Consider the following 17,411-nt stretch of genomic DNA (forward strand, 5'->3'; position numbering starts at 1 on the left):
TTTCTAGCCTTAAGGCTGCGTCAGGTCACTATCTTGTGCATAGAACTGCCGTGCTTTATCAAGCTGTACGCACATCACTTCAACTTCATCCAACATGCGGGTCGTCATGCGATGTACCTTGTCAGCATCAGGATGAAGAATAAACCCATGATTAACCGCAGGTATGTCTGGCCACTGCTGCCAATTAATGGTTTCCGGCTGATTATCACCGTGGGTGGTGGGCTGAATAATCACCTGTGGACGTAAATCGAGCACATTCTCCAGACTCACCTGGGGGTAACCTTCCTCGATATCGGCATAGATGTTATCGCCGCCACACAGTGCGATTTGCTGCTGCAACCAGGAATTTCCGGCAACGGTGCGTAGCGGCCTGGCCCACAGTTCGTAGAAAACACTCACTCCCTCGGCTTTGCTGTAGCGCGCTTTCAGTGCGTGCAAGCGGTACAGGTAATCATTGGCGATGTTCTCAGCCTGCTTTTCACGCCCCGTCAATTTGCCCAGCATACGTAACTCCGACGCCACATCCTGAAGGTTATCGGCTTGGGTATACACGACATTTATCTTGTACTTTTCCAGCCGCTGCAGATCGTCCGCCGGGTTACCACTACGCCAAGCCACGACGGCATCTGGCCGAAGCGCGAGAATTTGCTCGATTTGAAGGCGCGCATAATTGCCCACTCGCGGAATGGAGGATGCCTGAGCGGGATAATCGGAATGGTCGGTAGTCGCAATGATCTGATTGCCCGCACCAATGGCAAACAGGCTTTCAACCAGGTGCGGCGCCAACACGACCAGACGACGTTGTGTTCGCGGGTCCACATCCGTTTGGGCCGCAGCCGACAGGCTGAGCAGTAGAGCAGATATAAAAACAGCCAGTCTCATTACCAGTCGATACCTTTACGTGCCATGATCCCTGCATCGAATGCGTGTTTTTGTGAGCGCACTTCACTTACCGTATCGGCTAGATCGGTAATGGCTCTGTGACAAGCGCGGCCCGTCACCACGACACTTTGTTCCTTCGGTCTATTTGCCAGGGCATCGATCACGTCATCAAGATCGATATACTTGTACGTTACCATGTAGGTGATCTCATCCAGCAAAACCACGTCGATGGTGTCATCTTTCAACCAGACTTTGGCTTGCTCCCACGCCTTTGTCGCGGCTGCAATATCGGTGTCTTTGTCTTGTGTTTCCCAAGTAAAACCAGTGCCCATAACATGAAAAGGCACGCCTACCTGTTGCAGTAAATCACGTTCACCACAAGGCCATGTTCCTTTCACAAATTGCACAACCGCAGCCTTCTGGCCATGTCCTACCGCGCGGGTAACTGTACCGAAGCCTGAGGTTGATTTTCCTTTTCCGTTACCGGTGATGACGATCAGAATGCCCCGTTCTTCTGTTGCCTGGGCAATGCGCTCGTCTACCTTGGCCTTTTGTGCTTCCATGCGCTTTTTATGTTTCTGCTTATCGTCTTGGTTACTCATGGTATTACCTGTAAGTCTGTTTACTGTTACTTAGGTGCGATGGGGCTTGTTCTGTCCCACCTCTGTTTATCTGAATAAAGGGTCTAACTTCCGCCAGTTAAGGTGATTGTTACACATCACCGCAAGCCGCTCTATTTCCCGCTATTGTTGCATTTCATAATTATCTACCAGGGTGGTCTCCAGCCCCGCCCAGCGAATAATTTGCTGCAGCGTCTCGGGAGAATCAAATACACCGTGCAGGTATGTGCCGGCCACTTGGTCATCCTCGCTAATACAGCCGTCAGTTGTGCCATCACTCAAGCAGGCGAACGTACGAACGCCGGGTTTTACTGTGCTTACGCCCACATGAATCTGATAACCGCTTAACGGCGCAGGTTCATCGATGCGTAACGTGAGCGTACCTGTATCACGGGTTAACTGTTTTTCCTGCTCCAGTCGGGTATTCACCGGCAATAATCCAAGACCTGTACTGATGCCTGGGCTATCTTCTACACCAAGGGGGTCGTCAACCTGTTCGCCCAGCATCTGATAGCCACCGCAAATGCCGAGTACTTTTCCGCCATACCGGCAATGGCGCAGAATGTCTTTGTCCCAGCCGCATTGGCGAAGTAAAGCCAGATCGCTACGCACGTTTTTACTGCCGGGCAAAATGATAAGGTCGGCAGCCGGTAAAGCCTGATTTTGAGCTACAAACTGCAAATTGACCTGAGGATGGGTGCGCAACATATCAAAATCGGTGTGATTACTGATACGACTGAAAACGGGCACCACCACATTAAGAATACGTTCTTCCGATGTGAGATTTTGTTCGGCCTGAATGGCGTCTTCGGCGGCCAGTTGAAGGTTATGCAAATAGGGAAGCACGCCAAGCACCGGTTTGCCGGTTTCTTTCTCCAACCAATCAAGGCCAGTTTGCAATAAACTGATATCGCCGCGAAAGCGGTTTATAACAAACCCTTTAATACGATTGCGTTCCGGCTCCGATAGTAACGCCAGGGTGCCAACAAACTGGGCAAAAACACCGCCCTTGTCGATGTCGGCGATAAGTATTACCGGGCAATCAACCGCCTCGGCAAAGCCCATGTTGGCAATATCTCGGTCGCGTAAGTTGATTTCGGCCGGACTGCCTGCGCCTTCCACCACAACAGCATCGAACTGCTCGCACAATCGCTGGTGAGAGCTTAAAACGGCATTCATCGCCACCGTTTTATAATCGTGATAAGGCGCCGCCTGCATATCACCAATCGCTTTACCATGAACAATCACCTGAGCACCGGTATCTGAGCTGGGTTTCAGTAAAATGGGATTCATATCCACATGAGGCGCAATGCCTGCCGCCTGTGCTTGTACGGCCTGTGCCCGCCCTATTTCGCCACCTTGGGCAGTAACGGCACTATTGAGCGCCATATTTTGCGGTTTAAAAGGGGCAACGCGAGTATGTCTTTGTTTTAAACAGCGGCACAGGGCTGCAACCAGCATACTTTTACCCGCATCAGAGCTCGTGCCCTGAACCATTAGTGTTTTACAGCGAGTCATCTAAGCAGCCCTTGTTCTGGCGGCAAACCAATAAACTGTATAACCGGTATGGCGCTGGGGTAATCTGCAAGCGTGATACGGGTAAGGCTGGCATGACCAACAGAAAGTTGCTGATACAACGCCGGTGAAGTCCAGTCGAGACCAAGCACTCTGGCAATAATTTGTCGTATTACGCCACCGTGGGTAACCAAAACCGTGTGATTGCCACCGGGGCGGGCAATAATCCGTTCCCAAAAGCCCACAACCCGGTTGTGAAAGTCGCGCAACGATTCAGCGCCTGGCAAGGTGTGGCTGGAAGGGCTTTGCCAAAATGCGTCAAGCAAGGGCCATTGTTCAGTGATGTCATCAAACGGGATACCGTCCAGTTCGCCAAAGTGACACTCTGCCAGTGTTGGCGCGGTACTGAGTTTGAGATCCAGTTCGCTTGCGAGTACTTTTGCACTATACAAGCAGCGCTGAAGGGGAGAAGAAATAATGCGTGATGCGCCTGCAAGTTGGAGGTGTTGCGACATCAATTGCTCGTGGCCCGCTTCACTGACTTTGATATCCGTTGAGCCATAGAGCGCAGGCTGGCCATTTACTTTTCCGTGTCGAAGTAAATCAAATACATATGCCATTAATCATTACCTTTTAAATGCATCGGCAGGCCTGCGGCCATAAAGGTTACCTTGTCGGCGTACTGGGCGGTTTTTTGGTTCAGCCAGCCGGCCAGATCGACAAAGCGGCGGCTGATATCGCCCATTGGGATAACCCCTAATCCCACTTCGTTGGCAACCACATACGTCACTCCCTGGCGCTGCTGCATGCTGCGAATAAGCGCATCGAATAAGGCTGAAAAGTCTTGCGCTGACGCTTCGTATAAATGGTTATTCAGCCATAATGTCAGGCAGTCAATCAGCACAATGTCATTGTCTGGAAGGTCGCAGAGTTGCTCAGCCAGTAAAAGTGGCGCTTCCCAGGTATGCCAGTGCGCCGGGCGATCATGTTGATGCTGCGCGATGCGTTCTCGCATTTCATGGTCGAACGGGGTGGCCGTAGCAATGTAGTGTACGGGGTTGGCCGTTACTGACTCTGCCTGCACAGCCTGTTGCTGTGCAAAACGGGATTTTCCTGAGCGGGCGCCGCCGATAATCAGATGCATCACGACACACCGCCTATCAACAGCATGAGGTAAATGGTCAGTTCCTGAATTTGTTGCGCTGCGCCAAGGGTATCGCCGGTAAAGCCTTCAACATGTTTTTGCATCTTGTATTTAAGGAAATGGCGCAAGAGTATGCAGGTCACTAGAATAAGCACTGCTGTGCCAAATGGAAGTAAAAGCAGCGCGAGGCCGCCAGTGATGAACAGAAATGCCATTGCGGAAACGGAATAGGGCGTGGCAAAGGGCATGCTTTTGGCAATTTTACCGCTGCTGCTTTCAGTGGCGTAAGGTAAATCCTGTACGTGACTCAGTGCAAAGGCGCGGGAAAGGGGGTAAGCCACAAATAATGACAACACAAGAGATTGCTGCTCAACCAGCGAAGTCAGCAGCACCCACTTACCAAACAAAGCTCCCACAAGTGCACATACACCGTAGGTGCCCAGTCGACTGTCTTTCATAATGACAAGTTTGTGATCTTTATGCTGACCGCCACCAAATGCATCAGCCGTGTCTGCCAGACCATCTTCATGAAAGGCGCCGGTCAGCAATACGCTGCTCAACACAACCAGGAAAATTAGCACGCTAGCCGGTAAAAAGGATGAAAGCAGCCAAATCCATACACTGAGAATGCCAGCCAAGACCCAGCCCACCAAAGCAAAGTACTTACCCGCATGGTGCATGGCATTATTACTGTAAGTAACGCGATGGCCCACCGGAATACGGGTAAAAAAGCTTAGCGCTAACAATAGGGCATGGACATGCTGGCGAACACCAGAGAGGACGTTTGTCATTACAAGGTTACACCAGCGCTGTCGAAAGTGGCCATGTCATTGTAAAAGGCGGCTGCGGCTTTAAGTAAAGGCATGGCAAGTGCGGCACCGGTGCCTTCCCCTAACCGTAGTCCCATATCTAGCAATGGCGTTGCTTCCAGGTATTCCAACACCCGGCGATGCCCTTTTTCGCCAGAACAATGACTGAATACCATGTAATCTCTGATTTCAGGTGCAATTTGCAATGCTAGAAGAGCGGCACTGGTCACGATAAAACCATCGACCAGAATGATTTTTTTTGCTTGCGCTGTGGCCAGCATGGCGCCTGCGATTTGGGCAATTTCAAAACCACCCGCTTCTTGCACGGCGAGTTCGGCGTTTATTGGGCTCTCACCAACGCTTTGCGTTACGCGACTGATGGTTTGCTGCAGTAAAGCGTGTTTTCTAATGTACTGATGTTCTGATATTCCGGTTCCCGCACCCACTAGTTCATCTAACGGTATTCCGGTAAGTAAACAGGACAACGCGGCAGCAGCACTGGTGTTGCCAATGCCCATCTCGCCAAAACCTAAAATATTCGCGCCTGCTTCAATGGCGGCTTTTGCCACTTCAGCCCCCTGTAACAGTGACAGCTCAGCTTCCGTTGCCGTCATTGCCGCCTGTTCAGACATGTCTTGCGTACCAGCGGCAATACGGCTGTTGATGAAATTATCATGACTGCCAGAAATAGCTTCGAGTATGCCGCAGTCGATCACCTGAAGCGTGAGTCCAGCGGATGCACAGAAACTATTTATCGCTGCGCCACCATTGATAAAGCTTAATACCATTTGGTGCGTCACCGCCTGGGGCGCAATGCTAATATTGTGGGTGGCAATGCCGTGATCAGCTGCAAATACCAGTATGGTGGGCTTGGTGAGGTATACCGGTCGTATCTCACCTTGCCACTGACAAAGCGCCAACTGTCTGGCCAGCGGTTCTAGCAAACCCAGTGAACCAGGTGGCTTAGCTTTGTTGTCGATTTCTGCCTGAACGAAAGGCAATGCTGTTTTATCTACAGCCTCAATCGACCAGAACTGATTGTTATAAATAGACATGTTTACTTACCTCACGCCTGGCGCTGGCGCATTACAAGTAGGAAGAAAAGACTGCCAATAGCAGATGTAATAATACCGACCGGGATTTCCCGGCCAGTCAGTGCGGTGCGTGCAAACACGTCCACCCACACCATGAAAAAACCACCCAGAAGAGCACAGCCGATGAATAAGGTACGGCTGGTGACACCGAGCCAACGGCGAACAATATGAGGAATCATAAGGCCAACAAATCCAATGCCGCCACAGTAAGAGACAATAGCGGCGGTGAGGCCGGCGCAAATTAGCAGAGATAACATACGCATGTGGGCAACATTGACGCCAAGAGTGCGGGCACTGTCGTCGCCGAGAAGCAGTGCGTCAATACGCGGCCCGAAAAGATAAAGTACGGCTGTACACCCAGCAACCACCGCAAAGAGAACCCAGGCATAGTGGCTTTCAACCCGGGCAAGACTGCCCATTAGCCAGAACACCACCTGGTTTGCCGCGAAAGGATCGCCGACAAACAATAAAAACTGACTCAGCGCACTTAGCATAAACGATACCGCCACGCCGGCCAGTAACATGTGCTCGATACGGCCACCAAAAGTAGAGCGCGCAAGTACCTGTACCAAGATGACCGCGAATATCGCCCCAATCAATGCCGACACGGGCAAGGCGATGCCAAAAGCCGCAGTGGGCAAGCCCCACTTGGCGGCTAAAGGACTATTCAACAACAGCGCTGCTACACTGGCGCCGAGTCCTGCACCGGCAACAACACCAAATAAGTAGGGGTCGGCCAGGCCATTGCGAGTGACATTCTGTAATGTGGCGCCGGCCACCGATAAACCCGCGCCAACCAGAAAGCCCACCATGACCCGGGGAAAGCGGATATCCCAGAAAATAGTATTGTCGATGGGGTCGGCGCAACTGCCTGATACACATTGAAAAATAGTATCGGCCGACAACGAGGCCGCGCCAAAGAATAACGACAATAAGGGCGCACTCATCGCTAATAGCAGCAACACAATCCATTTCGCTTTCATGTTAGCTATCATGTTTTACCTGCGTCGACGCTTTTTGAAATTCAGCAAAAGGCGGGTTGAATTCAATCCGCGCTGATTGTGTTGTCGAGTGATGCACCGTGCAAGGGACTCTGAAAATGTCGCTGAGTAAGGTGGATTCCAGCACTTCAGTTGAGGCCCCCGATGCGGCCACCAAGCCATCTTTCATCAGCACTAAATTATCGCAGTAGGCAGCTGCCAGATTGAGGTCGTGCAAACTCACCACCACGGTTTTGCCTTGTTGCTGGCAAAGTGAATGCAGCAGGTGCAGAATTTGATGCTGATAGTACACATCCAGGTGGTTCACCGGTTCATCGAGAACCAGTAGCGGCGCGCCCTGAACCAATGCCCGGGCGATCAAACAGCGCTGTTGTTCGCCGCCAGACAGGGCACTGAAGTGTTGTTTGGCTTTATCTGCCAGACCTACATCATCCAGCGCTTTCAACACTTGTGTCCGGTCGTTACGGGTGTAACGTGACAACAAATTTTTATGCGGCAGCAACCCCATGGTCACAACTTGTTTCGCTGTCAGACTGAACACGGAATCGTTTATTTGGTTCACAACCGCAACATGGCGGGCAAGTTCCTGAGGCGCATAATCCGATAACGGGCGGTCTTGCCAACAGACTTCTCCGGAAGCCTGAAGTTGCCCGGTGATGATTTTCAATAACGTGGTTTTACCCGCACCGTTCGGCCCAAGCACACCGTGGAAAAGGCCTGCACCGATGCCCAGCGAAATATCCGTAAGGATTCGCTTTTTGTTGATTGAATAGGTGACATCTTGAAGATGCAGTGCCGCTTGGGTAGACATGATGCCCGTCATACTAAAATTATACTAAGCGGGATAACCGGCAGCCATAGCCGTATGAAAGCAGTTACTCGTTCAGCAATGCCTGAAGTGTGGAGTAAAACTGTATTCGTGTTTTCCCGCACGAAATTAAGTCACTACATTATGGCTGGTATCTGACTTCGACCTGCTGGGTCATTACAGTTGCGGGTACAGTTTTGGAGTTACACCAAATTCCCATTTAATTTGCGCGACGCTAAAGAAAACGCGCAACACCACGTATGCAAACGCGGAGTGTATCAGGGATTTCTCATATTGACGAGGGCAATGGAAGAAGAACGCAGGGTAGGATGATCCAAAACAGAAATCCTGCGCTTTATGCTTAAAAAACCGCATCTGGCAATACACCTTAGACTATGATTGGTATTAGCAAAAACACCGCAGTATGCGCACATGCCAAGAAAATGCGCGATTGCGGGATGCAGAATCAGCATTCTGCTGATATATTTTTAATTATCTAGTAAAGAGTTGCCGTCTCGTTTGCTTGCAACGGATAGCCAATCATACTCATACCTCTCTGCCTGCACGCCCCACAGCGTCTGGCGCACGGAAACCAATATAAGGTAGGTATATGTCAACACAAAACGCGCTTCTGACTATTCTGGTCGAAAAGATCAACAACGATACGCTGGTTCTGCCTACGCTGCCTGCCATCGCACTTAAAGTGCGTAAAGCAGCAGATGATCCGAATGTGAACTTGAACGCCATGGGCGATGTTATTGGCAAAGACCCTTCGCTGAGCATGCGAATGATAAAAATTGCCAATAGTGCCTACCTGGGACGCACGGTAAAAGTGACGTCTATTGGCCAAGCCGTTACTCGCATTGGTTTGCGTCAAATAAAGAATATCTCAACGGCGTTGGCAATGGAGCAGTTATTTGTTTCTAAAAACGACGTGGTAGCCAAGCACCTGAAAAAGGAATGGGCTGCAACTGTTAAAGTGGTCGCGTATTCGATGGCGGCATTACAAACTTATGTCAACCGCACCCGCAACCGTGAGCTGAGCTTAGATACCATGACGCTCGCAGCGCTGGTTCATGATATTGGCGTGCTACCTATTCTTACCGAAGCCGAGCGCCATGAAGAAGTTTTCGCGAACCCGACATTCCTGAATGTGGCGATTGATAAGCTGTCTTGCCGAATTGGTGGCAGCATCATGCGAGCGTGGGAATTTGACGACGATTTTGTGATGGTTGCAGAACAGTGGAAAGACTTATCTGTGCTACCTGAAAAACTGTCTTATGTGGATTTCGTTCGTGTAGGCGCGGCGCTGGCCGGTAAAATGGACGACCAGAAAGACGCAGTGCTTAATCTGGCAATTCAGCGTGGTGTGATTGAAGACATCAAAGAATTCACCACCGATGAGTTTAAAGAAATGGCGGTCAACGCTAAACAGATCTTCTCTTCATAACGACTCCGGGCAGGTATCTGTGCACGCTGGCAGGTACCTGTTTTCCCGTCAACCCCGATGCTCCCGCGCAGGGGTTATGGGTAAAAAATCATGTCGATAAAGCGCGTTTTTCCGCTTAAATCCCGATAGCCATGTTCGCCATCTGCCGCTAATAAATACTGCTCACCGGTGTTGACAGGGTGCCACACATCTTGCTGTAAGATTTCAAGTTTCCCTTCTATTACATGAATATGTTCAAGCACGCCGGCTTGGTGTGGTGTTGATAATTGCTGGTGGTGACTTGTCAGGGTTATTTCAAACATTTCTGAACGGGTAATAGGCGAATAGGGGAAGAGCGTTTTCACCTTCATATTGTTGTCACCGGCAAATCCATCGTTTTCAGAAGGCATACTCGTGGCGGGATCGGCTGCACCGGGTATGAGGAAGGAGGAAAATGAGCATTGCAGACCAGTGGCAATTTTCCACAGTGTGGCAATGGTAGGGCTAGACTCCTGACGCTCTATTTGTCCAAGCATGGCCTTGGAGACCCCAGTTTGCTGTGCTGTTTTGTCCAAAGACCACCCGCGCTCTTTACGACGGGCTTTGAGTGTCTGGGATATTTGCACGTTAATTGCCTCGTTAGCATTCATCTGTGTTTTGCATCCTGATAAATATTGCACGCCGTCACGTTAAGCGTATTGTGCGTTATAACGCACAATGTTACACTCGCTCGCAAATGTGCGTTATAGCGCACAGGTCTATAGGCAAATGCTAACACTGGAGGCCCGCCTTGTCATCGAAATCTCTTCCACAGCTCAGTCATATTGCTGCGGGTTTAACCGCCGTGGTGGTGGGCTACAGTAGTGCGGTAGTACTGGTTATTGAAGCTGCCAAAGCGTCGGGTGCCACACCTTCGATGATTGTCAGCTGGTTGCTCGTACTAGGGCTAGGCATGGGCATTACCTGTATCGGCTTTTCCTGGTTGTATAAAGTACCTGTGGTGACCGCATGGTCTACACCTGGCGCGGCATTTCTGATTGGTGCAGTAGGCGGCTTTTCGCTAGCAGAAATTATCGGTGCGTTTGTCACTGCAGCCTTATTGGCATTCATTGCGGCGCGGAGTAAAGCACTCACTAGCCAGATAGAGCGCATTCCGCCTGCTGTTTCGTCCGCGATGTTGGCCGGAATTCTGTTGCCCATTTGTTTAGGCGTTTTTACCGATGCCGCCGCTCACCCAGTCATGGTAGTCAGTTTCATTGCACTGTATTTATTAGGTTCACTCTTTTTCCCTCGTTATCTTATGCTGGTACTGCTTGTTGTGGCTATGGCGGTGGGGTTAGGTAGCACCGGCACGAATCTGGATTTCGCATGGAGTTGGCCAGAGCTTGAATGGGTAACACCGACGTTCTCGGTTTCTGCCACCATTAGCCTGGCGATACCCTTGTTTATAATTACGTTGCTATCGCAGAACCTGCCTGGCATTGCCATTTTAAAAAGCTATGACTACCACCCCGACGTTAGACAAATCCTTACGGGTGTCAGTATCGTGAATTTGATTGCGGCTCCTTTCGGTGGCTTTGCTTTTAACTTGGCGGCAATTACCGCGGCTATCTGCATGGGCGAGAACGCAGGAGACGACAGAAACAAGCGCTATAAAGCGGCGATCATGGCCGGCGTCGGGTATTTAATTTTCGGTATTATTGCGTCGCTGGTGGTGTATCTGTTCAGCCAAATGCCACCAGTGGTAGTGCATCTTCTAGCAGGGTTAGCCCTGCTTGCAACGTTGCAGGCATCATTACTTCGCAGTATGGAAAATCATGATCATCGCAAAGCGGCACTACTGACGTTGTTGTGTTCTGCCTCGGGCATCACCGTGGCGCAGCTTGGTGCACCGGTATGGGGGCTATTCGCGGGGTTATGTGTTCTTGGGTTAGATAAGCTTTACCAGAAAAGGCATGGGAAAGCGTCGGCATAAAATACCTTGAAGATGCCAAAAGAAACGGGCCTGTTAGTCGTAACAGGCCCGTTTAATTTTGTCTTCCGTGCTAACGATTAATGTTAGTCGTCGTTCAGTTTCAGAGTGGTGCGCATGAAATCAAGGAACTGACAAAGTTCAGCCGACATCAGTGCAAACTCGGCGTCTAATCGTGCTTCAACCTGATCTTTCGGTACGTCTTCGGTTTCTTCTTTCAGGCGATCAGTAAATTTCACCCGTTTGAAAGAACCGTCTTCCGAAATAGTCGCAGTTAATACTTCCTGCCATGCAAAACCGACCTTTTGCACCAGCTTGCCGTTATCCAGGTGCATGGTAATTTCTTCGCTGTCCAGCGGCTGGTTTTTACAACGAATGACACTTTCTAGATCGTCGGTAGATTTCAGTTCTGCCTCTTCCAGCAGCTCAATGCCGTCTGGCGCGCCGTCGGTGAGCCAGTGCGTCAACTCAGATTGCAGGCTATGACGGGCCAGAGGTACTACCGGCAGCGAGCCAATTGCCTTACGCACACAAGCCAACCAAGCTTCCGCTTTGCCATCGGCAGAGGCGTCGATAACCACCATTTTTTCCGGAATGGAAATAAAACCGTGGGTAAAGGTGTTTCTTACAAATGCCTGTGGTAGCAGTTGAAAAATAATTTCTTGTTTCAGATCTTGTTGCTGCTTTTTGCCTACCGGTGAGCCGGTTTCGGCTTCGATGTGCGCAACCTTGTCTGCCAGCTCGGCATTGACCACTGAAGATGGCAGAATTTTTTCCTGTTTCTTCAGCGTTATCCAGTAACGTTCCTGTACTTTGTGGAACATCACGCCTTCTTTACCGGCTTGTGCGAACGGCGACGCAAAACCCATGGTGGCCGTGTCTTGTTTGCCACAGGGACGGAAAGCGTTATCCATCAGCATACGGCTGAGATCATCGTCGTCCAGAGAAAGCGGCTGGGTAAGCTGGTAAGCCTTAAGATTTTTGAACCACATAGAAAATATGTCCTGATCCAGATTATTGTTATAAAGGGCGGCAAGCGTACCAATGCGGGGCATCGGCTGCAACGATCATCTAAGTTAATAAAACGGATCAGTCCTGACGATCAGGGAAGCGAATAACGTAGCGCAGGCCTTTGTCGGGTTCACTGAACGCCTGAATTGTGCCGTCCAGGGTTTGAGTCACAAGGTTATAAACGATGTGCGTGCCTAAACCGCTGCCGCCTTGATTGCGGCGAGTAGTGAAAAAGGCGTCGAACAGATGTTCCAGCGACGCTTTATCCATGCCTTTACCGTCATCCTGATATTCCATCACGATATCGGTATCGTCGCGGCTGATGGTCAGGGAAATGTGTCCGGCGGGTTTATTTTCAAAACCATGCATTATTGAATTGATCATCATGTTGGTGGTGATTTGCGCAATGACACCCGGCGCGCAGGTGATATACAAATCACCAGGACACTGAATTCTCACTTCGTGCTGGGTATTTTTAAAGGTGGGTTTCAGCGACTGCAGGATTTCGTGTAAGTAACTGTTTAAGTTGAATGTGCGCTGCGCTTCACTGGTTTGGTCTACCGCTACCTGTTTAAAGCTTGCCACTAACTCAGACGCCCGGTTGAGGTTACCCATTAGCAAACTGGCTGATTGTTCTGCTTCATCCAAAAAGGTTGCCATGGTTTTGTTCGACAAGGTTTTGTCATTGTAGGCAAGGCGCAAGGCATCGATACGTTCACTGAGATAACTGGCGGCAGTGACGCCAACGCCCAGCGGCGTATTTACATCGTGGGCGATACCGGCAACCAGGCCACCTAACGAAGCCATACGCTCCGATTCAACCAACTGATCCTTGATGAGGTTCAGCATTTCGTTGTTTTTGGCCAATTCGGCATTACGCTTGCGCAACTCATCTTCGATATACTGCCGGTTTTCGTTTTCTTGTCTTAATTCCCGCTGATTGGCGATGAGTTCGTCTTTCTGCTGCTCGAGGTCGAGCATGATTTGTGACAGTGACGCCGTTTTCTTCGCCACTTCCTGTTCAAGAATGAGGTTTTGGTCGTCGAGTTTGCGGTTGGCCTGGGTCAGTGCTTCACGAGCGCTCGTGAGCTTTGCCTGCGACACAATGAAATCATCAATGACCTGATTAAACGAGTGCTGCAACATACGTAACTCGTTGTCATCATTATCAATAACCGTAATTTTAGCTTCTTCAGGGTGCTCGGGGTCGAAAGACGTCATCTGGCTGCTAAGTTCAGACAATGGCTCAGAAAGCATGTGTTTGAAGGCGGTCATGAACAGAAACACCAGGAACGCGGTTTTGATGAAGGCGTTTCCGAGTAAGAAGAAAATTCCCACTTCAATTCGACTGAGAATAATGTCGAAACTGGAGTACAGGGTAACATCGCCGACATAAGACTGACGGCCAGAAAATTCAAATATAAGAGGGAAACTGTAACTGAAAACACCACCCGGATGGTCGCGCATTATCCCTGCCTGAACCGTTTGACCGTCACTGGGGATGGTGCGGCCTTCGTCGGCAATGAGATCGCCATTTTCATCGCGAACCTGCACGCCCTCAACGATGGGCAGCTTAGTCAGCCCTTCAGAAATAATCCGCGCCTGTACTTTGTTGAGCTCCCAGTTGGCCCGGGTCAGGCTTTCGGCAAAGGTGTTCTTCAGCGTGCGAAGCTCGCTTTCGATGTGGTCCTTGGTGCTCAGATATTCGGTAAATATCTGGCCTATTGTGACGATGATCGTCAGGATGAAATAAACCGACAATACACGTGTGAGCAGCTTACGTGACAATCCTGTCTTAACCTTGGACATCCAACTCCAACCTTAATGTTTATTCCCGGTACACAGAATAGGCGGAAAAGCCTGAATTAACAAGCGACCCGGCATTACACTTAAGCATAATTCGTCGTAATATCCTTGACACATAAATGTAATCGTTTTAATAAAACTGTCACAGACCACATCAATAATAGCGGCGTTTTGTAATGAGCAGGAAAATATCAATGTCTCGAACTGTTTTGATAGTAGAAGACGAAGCGCCGATCCGCGAAATGCTTAAGTTTGTGCTTGAGCAATCTGGCTATGAAACGATTGAAGCCGAAGATTTCGACGTCGCACAGCAAAAAATCTGTGAGCCGTATCCGGATTTGATATTGCTTGACTGGATGTTGCCGGGTGGTTCTGGTGTTCAGTTAGCGAAAGGATTAAAGCAACACGAATTTACCCGTGACATTCCGGTGATCATGCTAACCGCCCGTGGAGAGGAAGAAGATAAAATCCGTGGGTTGGACGCCGGGGCCGATGACTATGTCACTAAGCCGTTTTCACCGAAAGAGCTAATCGCCCGTATCAAAGCGGTGATGCGTCGGGTAACGCCTACCTCTAACGAAGAGCCCATCGAGTTCAATGGTCTTAAGCTAGAACCGATTTCGCATCGGGTAATGGCCAACAACGACCCGCTGGATATGGGGCCAACAGAGTTTAAGCTTCTGCATTTCTTTATGACCCACCCTGAACGTGTTTATAGTCGTGAACTGTTGCTGGATAACGTGTGGGGCACGAATGTTTATGTTGAAGATCGTACGGTTGATGTTCACATTCGTCGTCTGCGAAAAGCGATTTCTCGTCATGGCCACGACGCGATGATTCAAACTGTTCGTGGCGCAGGCTATCGTTTCTCTACCAAATTATAATGTTTGTCGACGCGCATTGCGCGCGTCGTCTATCATTGTCACAATAGCCTTTTCCACTCAAATCAAGGCCTTCTGATTCATGTACTATCCCTTTTCATGGCTACGAAGTGCAATTCGCCTGATTGCGTATTTGCTCGTCTTCGCGCTGGTGGGGTTGTATGTCGACGACATGCTATTTGCGATTGCATTAGGGGCGGTGGGCCTGTTGATTGTCAATTACTGGCAGCTGTTCAAGCTGAATCGCTGGCTCTGGCACAGTCGTAAAATGTCACCGCCTACCGTGAGTGGCGTGTGGGAACATATTTACGAAGGCATTTATTACCTGCAGCGGCGAAACCGCAACAAACGCAAAGAACTGGGTGAGTTGGTAAAGCGCTTCCGGGAAGGCTCTGAAGCATTACCCGATGCTGCCGTCGTAGTGGATTCCAAAGCCAGTATTATTTGGTGTAACCGGCTGGCCCGACTGGAACTGGGTTTAAAATGGCCCGGTGATGCAGGCACCCGCATCGATAATCTCATTCGTCATCCTGACTTCATCAGCTACTTTCATGAAGGCGATTTTAGTCATCCTATTGAAGTACCTGCGCCTACCAACCCCAACAAAACCTTCGAATACCGGATCATGCCTTATGGCGAGGAGCACTTGCTGCTTATTGCCCGAGATGTAACCCGGGTATCTCAGTTGGAGGAAATGCGTAAGGACTTTGTGGCGAATGTGTCTCATGAGCTACGTACGCCGCTTACCGTGTTATCGGGCTATCTGGAAATTCTGCCAGAAGATGAAGATAACCCGATGGTGCAGAAGGCGATGAAAGAGATGTCTGCGCAAGCCCAGCGAATGCAGAGCTTGATTGAAGATCTGTTGGTGCTGTCGCGCATTGAGGCGAGTTCTGAACGGATTTATGAAAATAAAGTGAATATGCCCGCCATGTTAGCGCAGCTCGAAAAAGAAGCCGCCACATTAAATGCAGACAAAGGGCATCAGATTACTTTCCATATTGATCCCGTGCTCTGGGTATTTGGGGTGGAAACAGAACTGCGCAGTGCCTGTTCGAATCTGGTATTCAACGCTGTGCACTATACGCCGCCTGGCGGCGAAATAAATGTTCACTGGCGACGTGAAGGCCACGATGCGTTATTTGCCGTGATTGATAACGGTGACGGCATTGAACAGAACCACCTGGCGCGGCTTACTGAACGCTTTTACCGGGTGGACAAAGCCCGTTCAAGAAAAACCGGCGGTTCCGGTCTGGGCTTGTCTATTGTGAAACATGTGCTCAGCCATCATAATTCTCAACTGGATATTACCAGTACCGTGGGAGAGGGCAGTCAGTTTTCGTTCCTGCTGGATGAAGAGTTGATTACGGAGAAGTCATGAGCCGTTGGTGTCAGGTGTTAGTCAGTGCTTTGCTGTGTATGAATACTCTGCAGGTCTGTGCAGAGGAATCTGTGCCTGAATACACCCGAAGCCCCGGCGTTGCCGGTAAAATCACCTCTGTTGGCTCAGACACCCTGGCAAACCTGATGGCCATGTGGTCGCAGGAATTCATGGAGATGTATCCTCAGGTCAAATTTCAGATCCAGGCTTCAGGCTCCTCTACGGCACCACCCGCACTTACCGAAGGCACCGCAACCATCGGCCCCATGAGTCGGGAGTTGAAGCCCTCTGAAATTCGCGATTTTGTTCGTGAGCATGGTTATCCGCCCACGGTGGTCAGGGTTGCCATGGATGCCATCGCGATTTTCGTCGAACGCAAGAATCCCATTGAGGGTCTTACCCTGGAGCAAGTCGACGGTATTTTCTCAACCACCCGATTCTGCGGTGCACAGGAAGCCATTACCGACTGGTCACAGCTTTTATCAAATCAGAACGCCACCGTGTCGCCAATACGTATTTTTGGTCGGAACTCGGTTTCCGGTACCTATGGGTTGTTTAAAGTGATGGCGCTTTGCGACGGTGATTTTCGCGCCACGGTGAACGAGCAGCCCGGTTCTGCTTCGGTGGTGTTGTCTGTTGCGTCGAGCAACGATGGTATTGGATACGCCGCCTACGGTTACAAAACCGCTGGCGTTAAAGCTCTGGCTATCGGAGACACTGCGCAGTCGCTAGTACCGTTAACCACGCAAACTGTGCGCAATGAAACCTATCCCTATGCCCGTTTTCTGTATCTGGTCGTGAACAAAGCACCGGGTAAACCATTGCCTACCCTGGAAAGAGAATTTTTGCGTTATGTCCTTTCCCAGCAGGGGCAAGAGCAAGTGAGCAAGGACGGCTATTTTCCGGTTCGTGAAGATTTATTGCTTCGCCAACGCCGATATTTAGAAGATTCAGCCGCTAAACTGTAGTCACAACCTGTCATTAAAGCTTCATACTTTAGTTTAATGTTGGGCCTGTCAAACCAGGCAGTTTCCCAGTATTCACGGGTTGTATAGCCG

Annotated in this window: 16 protein-coding genes, 1 pseudogene and 1 riboswitch; of the genes and pseudogenes, 5 read left to right on the forward strand and 12 right to left on the reverse strand. The window is 50.1% G+C overall.

The features are described from left to right. Positions 1-9: 9 nt before the first annotated feature. From ACXAFQ_RS13270 to ACXAFQ_RS13310, 9 genes and pseudogenes are all read right to left on the reverse strand, one after another. Positions 10-882, reverse strand: a complete 873-nt coding sequence (locus ACXAFQ_RS13270; RefSeq protein WP_474823056.1) for a cobalamin-binding protein — start codon at positions 880-882, stop codon at positions 10-12. After that, entirely contained in the window at positions 882-1,484 is a 603-nt protein-coding gene (cobO, locus tag ACXAFQ_RS13275) for a cob(I)yrinic acid a,c-diamide adenosyltransferase (RefSeq protein ID WP_474823060.1), read from the reverse strand. The genes ACXAFQ_RS13270 and cobO overlap by 1 nt, the downstream gene beginning before the upstream one ends. Before the next feature lie 144 nt (positions 1,485-1,628). Further along, positions 1,629-3,020 (reverse strand): annotated as a pseudogene (locus tag ACXAFQ_RS13280) (cobyric acid synthase); the annotation flags it as partial. After that, on the reverse strand, positions 3,017-3,637 hold the full coding sequence (locus ACXAFQ_RS13285; RefSeq protein WP_474823064.1) for a histidine phosphatase family protein: 621 nt from the start codon (positions 3,635-3,637) through the stop codon (positions 3,017-3,019). The gene ACXAFQ_RS13285 and the pseudogene ACXAFQ_RS13280, both read right to left, overlap by 4 nt. Then, the gene (gene cobU / locus ACXAFQ_RS13290; protein ID WP_474823067.1) at positions 3,637-4,161 is read right to left on the reverse strand and encodes a bifunctional adenosylcobinamide kinase/adenosylcobinamide-phosphate guanylyltransferase; all 525 of its coding nucleotides are present in this window, start codon (positions 4,159-4,161) and stop codon (positions 3,637-3,639) included. Before cobU ends, ACXAFQ_RS13285 begins: the two co-directional genes overlap by 1 nt. Further along, complete coding sequence (locus ACXAFQ_RS13295; protein ID WP_474823072.1) at positions 4,161-4,952, reverse strand: adenosylcobinamide-GDP ribazoletransferase; 792 nt, start codon at positions 4,950-4,952, stop codon at positions 4,161-4,163. Before ACXAFQ_RS13295 ends, cobU begins: the two co-directional genes overlap by 1 nt. Continuing rightward, positions 4,952-6,025, reverse strand: coding sequence for a nicotinate-nucleotide--dimethylbenzimidazole phosphoribosyltransferase (gene cobT, locus ACXAFQ_RS13300; protein WP_474823076.1), 1,074 nt, complete (start codon positions 6,023-6,025; stop codon positions 4,952-4,954). The genes ACXAFQ_RS13295 and cobT overlap by 1 nt, the downstream gene beginning before the upstream one ends. A gap of 11 nt (positions 6,026-6,036) precedes the next feature. Further along, positions 6,037-7,047, reverse strand: coding sequence for a FecCD family ABC transporter permease (locus ACXAFQ_RS13305; protein ID WP_474823646.1), 1,011 nt, complete (start codon positions 7,045-7,047; stop codon positions 6,037-6,039). A gap of 1 nt (position 7,048) precedes the next feature. Continuing rightward, positions 7,049-7,876, reverse strand: coding sequence for an ABC transporter ATP-binding protein (locus tag ACXAFQ_RS13310; protein ID WP_474823080.1), 828 nt, complete (start codon positions 7,874-7,876; stop codon positions 7,049-7,051). A 126-nt stretch (positions 7,877-8,002) separates the two neighbouring features. Beyond that, a riboswitch (cobalamin riboswitch) is annotated at positions 8,003-8,148 on the reverse strand. A gap of 335 nt (positions 8,149-8,483) precedes the next feature. On the opposite strand from ACXAFQ_RS13310, the gene ACXAFQ_RS13315 reads away from it, so the two are divergent. Then, on the forward strand, positions 8,484-9,323 hold the full coding sequence (locus tag ACXAFQ_RS13315) for an HDOD domain-containing protein (RefSeq protein ID WP_474823082.1): 840 nt from the start codon (positions 8,484-8,486) through the stop codon (positions 9,321-9,323). Between the two features lie 74 nt (positions 9,324-9,397). Here the strand turns inward: ACXAFQ_RS13315 and ACXAFQ_RS13320 are convergent, their stop codons facing one another. Continuing rightward, positions 9,398-9,952, reverse strand: coding sequence for a helix-turn-helix domain-containing protein (locus ACXAFQ_RS13320; RefSeq protein WP_474823085.1), 555 nt, complete (start codon positions 9,950-9,952; stop codon positions 9,398-9,400). A 140-nt stretch (positions 9,953-10,092) separates the two neighbouring features. Between ACXAFQ_RS13320 and ACXAFQ_RS13325 the strand changes: the two genes are divergently transcribed. Beyond that, positions 10,093-11,277, forward strand: coding sequence for a benzoate/H(+) symporter BenE family transporter (locus tag ACXAFQ_RS13325; protein WP_474823090.1), 1,185 nt, complete (start codon positions 10,093-10,095; stop codon positions 11,275-11,277). An 83-nt stretch (positions 11,278-11,360) separates the two neighbouring features. On the opposite strand, the gene rdgC is transcribed toward ACXAFQ_RS13325, so the two are convergent. Next, positions 11,361-12,266, reverse strand: a complete 906-nt coding sequence (rdgC, locus tag ACXAFQ_RS13330) for a recombination-associated protein RdgC (protein WP_070123946.1) — start codon at positions 12,264-12,266, stop codon at positions 11,361-11,363. Positions 12,267-12,363: 97 nt separating this feature from the next. After that, positions 12,364-14,094 (reverse strand): sensor histidine kinase, encoded by a 1,731-nt coding sequence (locus tag ACXAFQ_RS13335; protein WP_474823095.1) that lies wholly within the window; start codon positions 14,092-14,094, stop codon positions 12,364-12,366. A gap of 191 nt (positions 14,095-14,285) precedes the next feature. Between ACXAFQ_RS13335 and phoB the strand changes: the two genes are divergently transcribed. From phoB to ACXAFQ_RS13350, 3 genes are all read left to right on the forward strand, one after another. Continuing rightward, the gene (gene phoB, locus ACXAFQ_RS13340) at positions 14,286-14,975 is read left to right on the forward strand and encodes a phosphate regulon transcriptional regulator PhoB (RefSeq protein ID WP_070123851.1); all 690 of its coding nucleotides are present in this window, start codon (positions 14,286-14,288) and stop codon (positions 14,973-14,975) included. Positions 14,976-15,054: 79 nt separating this feature from the next. Then, positions 15,055-16,353 (forward strand): phosphate regulon sensor histidine kinase PhoR, encoded by a 1,299-nt coding sequence (phoR, locus tag ACXAFQ_RS13345; RefSeq protein WP_474823101.1) that lies wholly within the window; start codon positions 15,055-15,057, stop codon positions 16,351-16,353. Continuing rightward, positions 16,350-17,321: a PstS family phosphate ABC transporter substrate-binding protein gene (locus ACXAFQ_RS13350; RefSeq protein ID WP_474823103.1), complete on the forward strand. Its 972-nt coding sequence runs from the start codon at positions 16,350-16,352 to the stop codon at positions 17,319-17,321. The genes phoR and ACXAFQ_RS13350 overlap by 4 nt, the downstream gene beginning before the upstream one ends. Positions 17,322-17,411: the final 90 nt, after the last annotated feature.

This window comes from Alteromonas sp. ABH2_165, assembly GCF_056159945.1.